11 protein-coding genes are annotated in these 12036 nt (G+C 40.1%); 5 read left to right on the top strand and 6 right to left on the bottom strand.

Translation table 11 applies throughout. The features are described 5' to 3' along the window. Positions 1-1444 precede the first annotated feature (1444 nt). From aceB to SJ2017_RS15475, 4 genes are all read left to right on the top strand, one after another. Positions 1445-3100 carry a malate synthase A gene (aceB, locus tag SJ2017_RS15490; protein WP_080916313.1) on the top strand — a complete coding sequence of 552 codons (1656 nt, stop codon included), beginning with the start codon at positions 1445-1447 and terminating at the stop codon, positions 3098-3100. Positions 3101-3180: 80 nt separating this feature from the next. After that, complete coding sequence (gene aceA / locus SJ2017_RS15485) at positions 3181-4506, top strand: isocitrate lyase (protein ID WP_055025689.1); 1326 nt, start codon at positions 3181-3183, stop codon at positions 4504-4506. A 298-nt stretch (positions 4507-4804) separates the two neighbouring features. Next, on the top strand, positions 4805-6283 hold the full coding sequence (locus SJ2017_RS15480) for an HDOD domain-containing protein (RefSeq protein WP_055025688.1): 1479 nt from the start codon (positions 4805-4807) through the stop codon (positions 6281-6283). A gap of 101 nt (positions 6284-6384) precedes the next feature. Next, entirely contained in the window at positions 6385-7281 is an 897-nt protein-coding gene (locus tag SJ2017_RS15475; RefSeq protein ID WP_244899706.1) for an alpha/beta hydrolase, read from the top strand. 102 nt (positions 7282-7383) lie between these two features. Here SJ2017_RS15475 and SJ2017_RS15470 read toward each other — a convergent pair whose 3' ends face one another. The 4 genes from SJ2017_RS15470 to SJ2017_RS15455 form a co-directional block, all read right to left on the bottom strand. After that, positions 7384-7863 carry a nuclear transport factor 2 family protein gene (locus SJ2017_RS15470; RefSeq protein WP_080916312.1) on the bottom strand — a complete coding sequence of 160 codons (480 nt, stop codon included), beginning with the start codon at positions 7861-7863 and terminating at the stop codon, positions 7384-7386. 42 nt (positions 7864-7905) lie between these two features. Then, positions 7906-8730 (bottom strand): M90 family metallopeptidase, encoded by an 825-nt coding sequence (locus tag SJ2017_RS15465; protein ID WP_080916311.1) that lies wholly within the window; start codon positions 8728-8730, stop codon positions 7906-7908. 261 nt (positions 8731-8991) lie between these two features. Beyond that, a complete protein-coding gene (locus SJ2017_RS15460; RefSeq protein WP_065108595.1) occupies positions 8992-9378 on the bottom strand; it encodes a hypothetical protein in 387 nt (128 codons plus the stop codon). Continuing rightward, positions 9338-10084, bottom strand: coding sequence for an AAA family ATPase (locus SJ2017_RS15455; RefSeq protein WP_080916310.1), 747 nt, complete (start codon positions 10082-10084; stop codon positions 9338-9340). The genes SJ2017_RS15460 and SJ2017_RS15455 overlap by 41 nt, the downstream gene beginning before the upstream one ends. 667 nt (positions 10085-10751) lie before the next feature. On the opposite strand from SJ2017_RS15455, the gene SJ2017_RS15450 reads away from it, so the two are divergent. Next, the gene (locus SJ2017_RS15450; RefSeq protein ID WP_055025682.1) at positions 10752-10964 is read left to right on the top strand and encodes a DUF3820 family protein; all 213 of its coding nucleotides are present in this window, start codon (positions 10752-10754) and stop codon (positions 10962-10964) included. Between the two features lie 6 nt (positions 10965-10970). Here SJ2017_RS15450 and SJ2017_RS15445 read toward each other — a convergent pair whose 3' ends face one another. Next, a complete protein-coding gene (locus SJ2017_RS15445; protein ID WP_080917497.1) occupies positions 10971-11477 on the bottom strand; it encodes a GNAT family N-acetyltransferase in 507 nt (168 codons plus the stop codon). A gap of 109 nt (positions 11478-11586) precedes the next feature. Then, complete coding sequence (locus SJ2017_RS15440; protein ID WP_055025681.1) at positions 11587-11889, bottom strand: hypothetical protein; 303 nt, start codon at positions 11887-11889, stop codon at positions 11587-11589. Positions 11890-12036: the final 147 nt, after the last annotated feature.

The following is a 12036-nucleotide window of genomic DNA, read 5'->3' as shown; positions in this document are numbered from 1 at the left end:
TCTCGTAAAAGAAAACTCGTTCTCTATTGATATATTTAACATCTCAATACTGGTGCTGTTTTGAGCTTTGGCTCAACCACTGCGCTTAAGTTATCGCGTGCTTTATCGATAGCGCATTTAACAGTAGATAATTTCACGGTAGATAATTTAACGAAAGCCCGCTATTTAACGCTACGTATAGGCTGCTTGCAGGCATGGTAACTCGCGCTTTATCTTTCGGCTACTTCGCATCTTTAAAGCACTAAGAGCTTACTCGCTTGAGTGCAATCTTATCGTCATCTTATTGCAATCTTAAGTTTTAACGGTATCGCTTAATCGTGTGAATAGAAAAGCCAAATGAAAGAGGGGGAAGGGGTAACATTCTCGTCTTCAGAACTCTTATTGATACTCAAAACATTAGTATGCCGTATCTTCCTCGTTGCTTACTGCTTACTGCTTACTGCTTACTTTTTATTGTTCTCGATGTTTGCAGCGACGAGTAGAACCTCAAATAGGAGTATGTTTTTTAGCTAACAGCTAAACCTGGGGACACTGCCACTATCTTGAGTTGCATCTTTGAGCTTATACCAATGACCCCTTCATTCTATCGCTAACGCATGGTGTTCTTTTTTGCTGCTCACAATGGCGCTTTTTCAGTGTAAAACTCGAAATCACAGTTTTTTTTAACTTTTTTGTAAAAAAAACGTCTTTTTTTTCAGCTGAACCAATATTTTTTGTGATGTTGATCGGACTACATCGGTTACCGTCTAGAGTAAATATTCTACATTGCTCATTACGTTTACGTTAACGTAAAATTAAAACGGTTGTTTGAATTGGTTTGGGGTGGCCCTTTAGCTAATATGTTGTATTTGTTGATTTTAATTGCTTTACCTTAAGGGCAGCTCAAAACAAACATCTAATTCTACTTTGGTATAAAACCCTAAAAATGCTGTAATTAAAAATTTACATCACGTATTTTAATTACGGATTAATTTTCTTTGATTTGTCTTTGGTTAACTTGTAAGACAATTGACCAATGAAAAAATAAAAACAAAATGTATTTATTTTAAGTTGTTTTTAATCAAGTATTTATATTTTGATTTGTTATGGTCATACCAATTTATATTGCTATTTTTATTCGCTCGAGAGCAATTTCAAGCTGTTGCAAATGCAAAGGTTTGTCGTTAGGTTTTAGTACGAAACAAACATTTGACGGTTAAATATTGGCTAGTTTGTTTTGAAGATAGAGATGGAAAGGAGCAAGGCCTAAAGAGTTCGTGTAAGACTGTCATTGAGACGACTTATTGAGTTTTACGTAACTTCTTTTACTAACTTAGGACTGGATAACAATGAGTACATCAAGTTTCCAAGGTTAGGTAAGGCAACCTTAGACCAGTTAACGATGAATGACATTTAACGACTACCTTCTCTCTTTTGAAACTGACTTATGCTCAAGGGGCTTAATATGACAGCAGAACAATTAGTGGCTAGATATGCGAAATCCCAGCCAAGTGCTGATACTGAATTACCAACAAGTGCAGAACTTGCATTAATCGGTCCAGGGGTCCCAGGACAAGATACGATATTTAATGATGGTGCTTTATCTTTATTAGCTGCGCTTTGTGAAGAGTTCACTCAAGAAGTGCCTGAGTTACTAAGTAAGCGTCAGCAAAAACAGCAACGAATTGATAATGGTGAATTACCAGACTTTTTACCTGAAACTCGTGCTATTAGAGACGGTGAGTGGTCAATTCGAGGCATGCCAGACGACTTGAAAGATCGTCGTGTTGAGATAACCGGTCCAGTAGACCGTAAAATGATTATTAATGCTCTGAATGCGAACGTAAAAGTGTTTATGGCAGATTTTGAAGACTCATTAGCGCCGAGTTGGGAGAAAGTGGTTCAAGGCCAAATTAACCTTCGAGATGCCGTCAGAGGTGACATCAGTTTTACAGCCGAAAATACCGGTAAGCATTACAGCTTAGATGAAGATCCTGCCGTACTAATTTGTCGAGTACGTGGTTTGCATCTTAAAGAAAAGCATGTCGAATTTAAAGGTGAGGCTATCCCGGGTGGCTTATTTGATTTCGCCATGTACTTCTACCACAACTATCATCAGCTTTTAGCTAAAGGCAGCGGTCCATACTTTTACATTCCAAAACTGGAAAGCCATGTTGAAGCACGTTGGTGGGCAAAAGTGTTTGCTTTCGTTGAAGAACGTTTTTGTCTAAAACCTGGCACGATTAAATGTACTTGTTTGATTGAAACTTTACCTGCCGTATTTGAAATGGATGAGATTCTTTATGAGTTACGTTCAAACATTGTGGCATTAAATTGTGGTCGTTGGGATTACATCTTTAGCTATATCAAAACACTGAAGAAGCATGCAGACCGTGTATTGCCAGACAGACAAGCCGTTACGATGAACACACCATTTTTGAGTGCATATTCACGCTTGTTAGTTAAAACCTGTCATAAGCGTGGTGCGTTAGCGATGGGCGGTATGGCGGCATTTATTCCAGCTAAAACACCTGAAGCAAATGAGCAAGTACTGCAAAAGGTTAAAGGCGACAAAGAACTTGAAGCACGCAATGGTCATGACGGTACATGGGTCGCTCATCCTGGACTTGCTGATACAGCAATGACCATATTCAACGATTATATCGGTGCAGGCACTAATCAGTTGCACATTACTCGTGATGTTGATGCGCCTATCTTAGCGGATGAGTTACTCACCCCCTGTGATGGGGAACGTACCGAAGATGGCATGCGTTTAAATATCCGCATTGCGCTGCAATACATTGAAGCGTGGATCCAAGGTAACGGTTGTGTCCCAATTTACGGACTCATGGAAGATGCGGCAACTGCAGAGATATCTCGTACTTCAATCTGGCAATGGATCCAGCATGAAAAATCACTGTCTAACGGCAAACTTGTCACTAAAGCGTTATTCAAAGAGATGCTCAGTGAAGAGCTCGCTAATGTTGAGCAGGAACTAGGTTCAGCACGTTTTAACCAAGGTAAATTTAATCAAGCTGCTTGTTTGTTTGATGAAATTACCACCTCAGATGAACTTGTCGATTTCTTAACGTTACCAGGCTATGAGCTGTTAACCGCTTAAAAAATGGTGCTTCACATTGGGGTGTGAGCACCGATATTAATCAGTAAAACATAACGAATTACACAGGAAGGAGTAACACTATGTCTAACACTAATAAGCAACTAACTCGTCAAGAACAAATTGATGCGATTAAGAAGGATTGGGCTGAAAACCCTCGTTGGAAAGGTGTTAAGCGTCCGTTTACAGCGGAAGAAGTAGTGAAACTACGTGGTTCTGTGGTACCTGAAAATACCATTGCTAAACGTGGCGCAGAAAAACTATGGGATCTTGTTAATGGCGGCGCTAAAAAAGGCTATGTTAATTCTTTAGGTGCATTAACGGGTGGTCAAGCGGTTCAACAAGCAAAAGCCGGTATTGAAGCTATTTATCTTTCTGGTTGGCAGGTCGCTGCAGATGCCAACTTAGCAGGCACTATGTACCCAGATCAATCATTATACCCAGCTAACTCAGTACCTGCAGTTGTTGGACGTATTAATAATTCATTCCGTCGTGCTGATCAAATTCAATGGGGCAAAGAAGTTAACCCAGGTGATGAGAATTACACTGATTACTTCCTACCAATCGTAGCAGATGCTGAAGCAGGTTTCGGCGGTGTGTTAAATGCGTTCGAATTAATGAAATCTATGATTGATGCGGGTGCTGCTGGGGTTCACTTTGAAGACCAATTAGCATCAGTTAAAAAATGTGGTCACATGGGCGGTAAAGTATTAGTGCCGACTCAAGAGGCTGTACAAAAGTTAGTTGCTGCACGTTTAGCAGCAGATGTTAGCGGTGTTGATACATTAGTCATTGCACGTACTGATGCAAACGCTGCAGATTTAATGACTTCAGATTGCGATCCTTATGACCGTGACTTTGTCACCGGCGATCGCACCGAAGAAGGTTTCTATCGTGTGAATGCTGGTATCGACCAAGCGATTTCACGTGGTTTAGCTTATGCGCCATATGCTGATTTGATTTGGTGTGAAACGGCAAAACCTTGTCTTGAAGAAGCGAAGAAGTTTGCTGACGCTATTCACGCACAATACCCAGATCAGTTACTTGCTTATAACTGTTCACCGTCATTTAACTGGAAGAAAAACTTGGATGACGCAACAATTGCTAAATTCCAACAAGCGCTTTCAGATATGGGCTACAAGTACCAATTCATCACGTTAGCGGGTATCCATAACATGTGGTACAACATGTTTGATTTAGCTTATGACTACGCTCGTGGTGAAGGTATGAAGCACTACGTTGAAAAAGTACAAGAAGTTGAATTTGCCGCTGCTGAAAAAGGTTACACATTCGTATCGCATCAGCAAGAAGTGGGTACAGGTTACTTTGACCAAGTAACGACTTGTATCCAAGGTGGTAAATCATCAGTGACGGCATTGACTGGTTCTACCGAAGAAGAGCAGTTTTAACCTTTATTAACCTTGTAACAGTTTAGCTGCTTTGCAGCTGATTTCCCCCGGTGTTACTCACCTACAGGTTTCACCGGGTTTTTATCCAGTATTTGGAATATTAGCGCAAGCTAGTTGTCGTTCTTAATGCGAGGATTTTTAACTTCCTACCCAGTAAGTTTTCAACCAATCGCTTGTGTTGCGGCTCTTCGGAGCCGTTTTTTTTGATAAATTTTTCGAATGATTTTTGCTAAGAATGCTTCATCCGCTCACATAAAGAGTTATAGTAAAACTATTGTAACAATTGGTGACTTAAGCATTGAAAAACTCTTTACCTATCACTAAAGGCGTCGACTACTGGACCAAGCGTATCAGTGAACAAGAAATGCCTGCTTTGTGTTCAACCGTCAGGGATTTAGAAAAGCTGGCAAAAGATGATGTGTCATCATTAGCGACATTAGGTCGTAGTGTGCTGCATGATAATGCGCTTACCACTCGGATATTACGTGTGGCCAACAGTGCTATTTATAATAAAGGCACTAATCACGTTACAACGGTCAGTAGAGCTGCCGTGGTGCTGGGTTTTGATACCATTCGCAATATTTGTATTACCGCCAAACTACTCACCAGCTTGCTCGAAAATAACAATTTATCTGAGTCTGTGTATCAACGATTAATCAAACTCATGGCGCACTCTTTTCAAGCTGCCATGATTTCGCGGGTGATGCTTAAAGATTATGATGAAGCACTTCGTGAAGAAGTGTTTATCGCTTCGTTATTATATCGCATTGGTGAAAGTGCATTTTGGAGCATTGGTGGCGAATTTGTTGATAACTTAGATCAAGCGATATTAGTCTCCCCATCAGTAAAAGATGAAAAGGCTATTGTGCGTGAGCATCTTGGGACATCATTTTCGCAATTAACTCAAAGCATTGCTCGAGCTTGGGGCTTAGGTGACGTATTAACCACATCACTGTCTCACCCTGATGAGAGAATGCCTGAAATAAGGACTATTTTTCTAGCAAATGAAATTTCTGAAGCGTTGAATCAGCCTCATGTTAACCCAGAAAAGCTCAATGATTTACTCTTAGCTGCTGCAGAAATTCAAGGAATTAGTCTTGAGCAATGTAAGTCGAGGATCAGTCGCTGCGCAGAAGCCACAATGAGGTTAGCTGAAGATTATGGGGCTACTGAATTAATTCAATACCTTCCCGATACTGCAGAAATCATTTTGTGCTTAGATAAGCCAGAACAAAAACCGCAATTTCGTGATGCCGATTTAGTGCTGCAATTGAAAAAGCTGCGTGAATTGACTGAGCATGCCATTCAAAAAGCGGACTTTAATCAAGTGGTGCAGACTGCATTAGAAGGTATTTTAGATGGGGTTGGTGTTGATAGATGCGCGGTGATGTTGCTATCACTTAACCGAAAGCAGCTATCTGCTCGGGTTGTGTTTGGCGAGAGTGCAGAGTTTTTTAAGCAAGAGCTACTAATTGATATGCAAGGGGAGTTGAACCCATTTTCACAGGTCGTTGACGCTAAAAAACCAAGCTTGATTCACTCAGCTGAAAATAGCCAACTAATGTTGGTTCAACAAGGAAAAAATGAAGACCTTAATAGCAAAGTGAATTTTGCTTTAGGCTTTATGGTTGCGCCAATTGTCGTAAACGACAAAGTAATAGGGGTGTTTTATGCCGATAAGCATGCATCCGAAAGACCTTTGTCTCAGCAGGATTTTGATGGTTTTTGCCATTTGAGTCAGCTGGCTAATTTATGTTTTGGTTTAACAATGAAGTAAGCTTGGGATTGTGCAAGGTTTAGGCTAAAAACTTAAGTTAATGACATTAGCCAGTATTGTCATCAGTTAATATTTTAATCATTTTATTAAAGACGAATTAAATGGAATTAGCATTAGTATCACAGGGTAAAAGCTCCTACATTTTCAAATATTGTACGTTAATCTTATTGGCTGTTATTTTGAGTGTTATTGCAGGTAATTCAGTTGCGAATTCACTTGTGAATTCAATGGCTCAAATCGATAAAGCACAAGTTCAACCGCAATCTCTTCTAGTTGTCGATACTCTCAGACAAAGAGAGGTTCCAATAGAGTTATATCTCCCCGAAAAAAGCTTTGCCTGCCATGTCGAGCAGCAGTGTCCTGTGATGATAATTGGTTCCGGATATGGGTTATTACACACAGATTATCAATTTATAAGTCAGCTATTTCAGCAAAATGGATACTTAGTGGTGGCGATTCAGCATGAGTTAGCCACAGATCCTGCATTATCAAGAACGCCGCCATTTATCCAAACACGCGCTGAAAATTGGCAACGAGGTGCTAATACTGTTGATTTTATTTTGCAGCAAAGTCGTCAATACTTGCCTGAGTTCGACTTTGAGCATGTGACATTGGTCGGCCATTCAAATGGTGGTGATATTTCAGTTTGGCTAGCAACCCAAGGTATTTCACTATTTAGTGAGAGTGAGAGTGAGAGTGAGAGTGAGAGCAATTTAAAACCAGTATCATCAACAGGCTATGCTGATTACATCGCGCGAATCATTACTTTGGATCATCGACGAGTTCCGTTACCGCGTAATGCCAATATCACGCAGCTTTCGATTAGAGCGAGCGATTACCCTGCTGATGAAGGTGTTTTGCCACTACCGAGTGAACAAGTAACAACTATTTCAGTGGTGACCATAAAAGATGCTAAACATAACGATATGAATGACTATGGGCCGCAATGGCTTAAAGATAAAATCGTCAATATCATCAGTGAGCATATGCAGTTTTAAGGTTTACTACCGTTTATTTACCTTGTAAAAGCTTACTCAAGCTCAATACAAAGAAAATCGCCAGCGCTTAAACATACTGGCGATTGAGCTTTGTGTAATCGATTATTTAGCCGCACCAATTAACTTAGCAACGGCTTTGGCGTTTTCATTTGGGACTGCAATACTCAAATGATATTGGACGATTTTCCAACCTTGCTCTGTTAATTGCAGAGCACCAGTACCTCGACACAAACCATAGCTGGCACTGTTCAATAGCTCATCAAATACAATGGTATTGTCGAACTGTAATAGTTGCCTAGATTGCACCTCATAGTGCCAACCATCAGTTGGTCTGGCATAACCTTCAAACTCTTTCATATCCCATCGCTCTGTCGCATCGGTACCTAAAAAGACTGCATCAGTATCGTATAAAGAAAAATAACTATCCCAATTTGCCGCACTAGCATCTTGATGCAGTTGGTTAAGTACATTGTCAGCGAGTTGTTTCGATTCGGTTGATATCGCCACTGTAGCTGATGATGGGAGGGATGACATAACCCATAAACTGCTGGTGAGTAATAAGGTAAGAATGGCTTTTTGCATGGGAGTTCCTGTTACTTAGGTTAGCGGATATTGGTCTCACGACTAATGCCAATGAATTGGATCTAGTTGATAAAAACGGCTTAGTTCTTTATACAGCAAAGGATGCTGTTGGTAAAAATCATGGGGCATTTCAAAAAAAGTTTCAGTGATAACGGCAAAAAACTCGGCTGGGTTGGTAGCGCCATAATAGTTAAACAGTGATGGGAGTTGTTGACTCGCGCAGCGCTGCAATCTGTCAAACTCTTGCCCGAGAATCGTTGACCATGCAGAATAGGACGTGATATCTCGCAGCGGCGGCGCGCCATTTGCTTGGCCGTTTTCCTGATCGAGTTGATGTGCAAACTCATGTATGACGACATTTTGTCCATCTGTCGGATCAGCAGCCCCATCTATGGTGCTTTTCCAAGAAAGAATGATTTTACCATTTCCCCATGATTCACCTAAGAGAACATTACGTTGGTTTGACTGAACTCCAGCAAAATCAGTTCCCTGCTTTTCCACTATAAAAGCATAAGGATAGACTAAAATTTGTCTGAGTTTAGGGTAGTAGTCTGTTTTTCGATTTAATAATAGTAGGCAAGCTTGTGCCGCAATGGTGACTCTCACTTCATCAGTGATGATAAAGCCATCACAGCCTATAAATTCTTTTTCTTCGATAAATACTTGTATGTGCTTTTTGAGCTGTAACTGTAGATCCGTTGGCATAGCTTTAAAGTAAGGGAAACGATGTTTGAGAATTTGACGCCATTGTTTAGGGAAAGCCTGCTTAGTGATCTTTGCACGTCTTATTTGATTGCGTTTTGGCTTACTGATAATCAGACCAATAGCAATCGTTGAGACGATAATCAAAGCGATAAGAGCAAACATTTGCCTTCCTTGTGTTAAGTCATCATAGATAAAATATCCTGAACCTAAAATAGTTATTGGGCGCAAGTTGTCATAATTCAAGGGTTAATCTGTAGATGCTAAGCTTATTTTAGGTATAGCTAATAAAAATAATATCAAGGATGCGATTTGCGAGTAAAAAAACTGGCAAACAACTTACGTTGCTGCCAGTAAAGGAGGGGGAGGGAGATTTATTATTTTTTGCGTCACAATGCTAGTGTTGTCAATCCTAGTTAGAGTTCATTACCTTATTTGTATTTGTTGTTCAATTTCTCGTTGCTCCGCCACTGGCAGTGAGAAATGCTGTTGTATCAGCTGACGGATCAATTTCGATTTTGCAGTATGGCTACTTTGGCTGAGTAGCGTTAGCTGATTAATTGCATCCTCACTTAGCGTAAAGGTCGCCCGTTTAAATGGTGCTGGCTTTTTAGCTAATGGCTCGTTAGCTTCTGTTAACGCAAGTAACTTTTCCATTGCTTGTTTATTTGCGTTTTCAATGCTGTTTGAACTTGAATGCTGTTTTCCCATTGCATACAAGTTGGCAGCCTCAATAAAATCATCCACTGACATTTGTGGCTCAAACATCGTATTACATGGCGTAACGTTTTTCTTGAGATCTGCTAGCCCCATAGGTCCCCCTCAGTTGAGTAACATTAGCGGCATCATTACGTTGCTGAATAATCTGTTCGGCGTTTTGCACCTCTAGAAGCTCGCAGGCAATTGCCCTGATTTCGCTTGCAGCTTTGCCTGTTGGGTCAATTTCGATAACTGATAAGCCAGACTCTTCACTGTCATCGTAAATATTGCGGCTAAAGGTAATTGCATCTAGTACATTGATATCGAACGTGTTGCAGACTTCTTTAGCTTCGACGATACGCCCTGCTTGGTTCGGTAAGCTTGGGCATTGAGTGATGACAAATGAGGCTCTCATTTTAGGGTTAATCATTTTACAGGTGGCAATGATGTCGTCCATGTGACTGACCGTTTTTAAGTCTCGGCGCTTAGGTCTTAATGGCATCAATACATGAGATGCGACAGATAACGTCGCTCGCAGTGCCAGGTTATCTTGTCCGCCACAATCAACAATAACGTAATCATAATGCTGCTCAAGGCTTAAAAGATCGTTGCGAATTTTTCCGTATAGTTGAACACAATTAATCCCGGGTAATTCTGGATTGTTATTTCTTGCTTGGATCCAATCTGAAGTTGTTCTTTGTGGATCGCAATCAACCATGATAATGCTTGATTTAGCATCTTTTGCGAGAAAAACGGCAATATTTTGTGCAAGGCAACTTTTGCCACTACCACCTTTCTCTCCGCCAACTAATATGATCATTTCAACATCTCCTGATAGGTGCAACGAGAACGGCTATATAAACACTCGCTGCAGTGAACCTGGTGAGAAGGGTATGATGCAATAACTGCGATTTGAAAGCCGAATTATTGAGATGATAAACAGCTCAAACTTCGATTAAATCAGTCATTAAATAGCAACATTTAGCTTCAATGCTATTAACTTTATGTGCAGTTTTGTAACGGGTCAATTGGCAGTATATTGACTAAAAAGTCATTTTGACTTGATGGTGTTTATTTGACAAAAACTGACTAGAGGCAACTTATTGACAGGTTTGTTTCTTGTCATAAAACGGTAACTGAACTTATTATTTTTTAGTAGGTTAGCGTGTAAAAATATTGACGAGGGGATGCTTGTATTCTGTTCTTGTGTTTTTGTAAAAAAGTCTGGGTAACTTTTATAGCTAAAAGCTGTCTTTTAGAGTTTTGTTATTCCTAATCGGTATATATCTTGTGGTACAAAATATGCAAAAACTAACCTAGAAGCTTACAGATAGTACATTGTTAAACGCTATAAGTGGTAATGAGTAATGTTACTAAGCCATCACTCACGGTATGATTCGTCCTGTGATCTTGATGAGCAAAGCGCACTGCATTAGCAGAATAAGCGAGATACGAATCTATTATCTAATTAGTTAGGAAGAGCCAAAATGAATGAAGCGTTATTATTAGAAGCAATTAACCAGAAAATGCCTTTTGGAAAATATGCTGGACGTAAATTGTTAGAACTTCCTGAGCCTTATTTAGTCTGGTTTCACAGTAAAGGCTTTCCAGAAGGAAAATTAGGTGAGCAATTAGCGCTAATGTATGAAGTTAAACTTAATGGTTTAGAAGAAATGCTGCAGCCATTACTTAAAAAGTAGTGTGAGTTATGTGAGGTCTTTTTTCATGTAAAAACCGTTTATGACCTGTCCTTTTGTGATTTGATAGCTTGGCTGCACTTGCTGGAACCCTTGCTTTAAAAAGAAGCCTTTAGATAAGTAGGATGCATCCACGCTGAGCGCATGATAACCCTGAGCAATAGCCCATTGCTCAAGTGTTTGATAAAGCTTGCCAGCTAAGCCTTGTCGCTGCTTACCTGGGCTGATATATAAACTATCAATATACCCACGATGGTTAAAATCCGTTTCAACATTAATGACACCAATCACTTCCGGCTGTGATGGAGCGTTATTTAATAATAGCCAGCTTTGACTGCGCAAAAGGCGTTGGCACCAATGTCTGACTGAGCGAGGGGTAGTTGACCACGCATCTAGATGTGCTTGTGTGTAGCGAGGATGGTCAATGTGCTGAATACATTCGTGGACAAGTAGACTAACGTTACTAGCATATTGTGGGCTAAAAGGTGTTATTGATTGGTTAGCTGTGTTTTCCATAAATTTTGTTAATGCTGCTTTATGTTGATGCGTATTACGGCAGTTTAACCAAAAAAAATCGGCTAATGAAATCATTAACCGATTATGTCTTGTTTGAGGTTAAATCGAATTATTTCTTCTCGATTTTTCCAACAAATAATAATTCGTCGAATGTTTTGTTTAGCGTGCTGCTGGTGAAGTCATTCATCCACATTTGCTCATTCATGCTGACAGTATCGCCTTTAGCGATTTCAACCTGTGGACCCGCAGCCCAGAATGTTTTGTCTTCGCCTTTAACTTGAACGTAAGTGTATCCACCGCTGTTCATTGTTTCTAATACTTCACCCTGGTGCATGATACCTGCAGCCCAAGCTGAAGATACGCCTAGTGCTAATGTTGCTGCTGCAGCTAATTTGATCAGTTTTGCTTTCATGAAGTTGTTTCCTATTTGATTAGGCTAAAATTTGCAATGATTCAAGTCATGAATCCACATAAAGATACATCATTAAATCATGAAGCGATCATTGGGTCTGTGATCCGCTGCAGATTTGTGAAGTCTACATTATCATAAATTATATTA

Origin of the sequence: Shewanella japonica, assembly GCF_002075795.1 — a bacterium.
Lineage (GTDB): Bacteria > Pseudomonadota > Gammaproteobacteria > Enterobacterales > Shewanellaceae > Shewanella > Shewanella japonica.
This window is presented reverse-complemented; position numbering and strand designations above follow the sequence as displayed.

Coding starts and splice junctions, on each gene's coding strand:
- SJ2017_RS15455 (WP_080916310.1), bottom strand. CDS start 10,084: ATGATCATATTAGTTGGCGGAGAGAAAGGTGGTAGTGGCAAAAGTTGC.
- SJ2017_RS15460 (WP_065108595.1), bottom strand. CDS start 9,378: ATGGGGCTAGCAGATCTCAAGAAAAACGTTACGCCATGTAATACGATG.
- SJ2017_RS15450 (WP_055025682.1), top strand. CDS start 10,752: ATGAATGAAGCGTTATTATTAGAAGCAATTAACCAGAAAATGCCTTTT.
- aceB (WP_080916313.1), top strand. CDS start 1,445: ATGACAGCAGAACAATTAGTGGCTAGATATGCGAAATCCCAGCCAAGT.
- SJ2017_RS15475 (WP_244899706.1), top strand. CDS start 6,385: ATGGAATTAGCATTAGTATCACAGGGTAAAAGCTCCTACATTTTCAAA.
- aceA (WP_055025689.1), top strand. CDS start 3,181: ATGTCTAACACTAATAAGCAACTAACTCGTCAAGAACAAATTGATGCG.
- SJ2017_RS15440 (WP_055025681.1), bottom strand. CDS start 11,889: ATGAAAGCAAAACTGATCAAATTAGCTGCAGCAGCAACATTAGCACTA.
- SJ2017_RS15445 (WP_080917497.1), bottom strand. CDS start 11,477: ATGGAAAACACAGCTAACCAATCAATAACACCTTTTAGCCCACAATAT.
- SJ2017_RS15465 (WP_080916311.1), bottom strand. CDS start 8,730: ATGTTTGCTCTTATCGCTTTGATTATCGTCTCAACGATTGCTATTGGT.
- SJ2017_RS15470 (WP_080916312.1), bottom strand. CDS start 7,863: ATGCAAAAAGCCATTCTTACCTTATTACTCACCAGCAGTTTATGGGTT.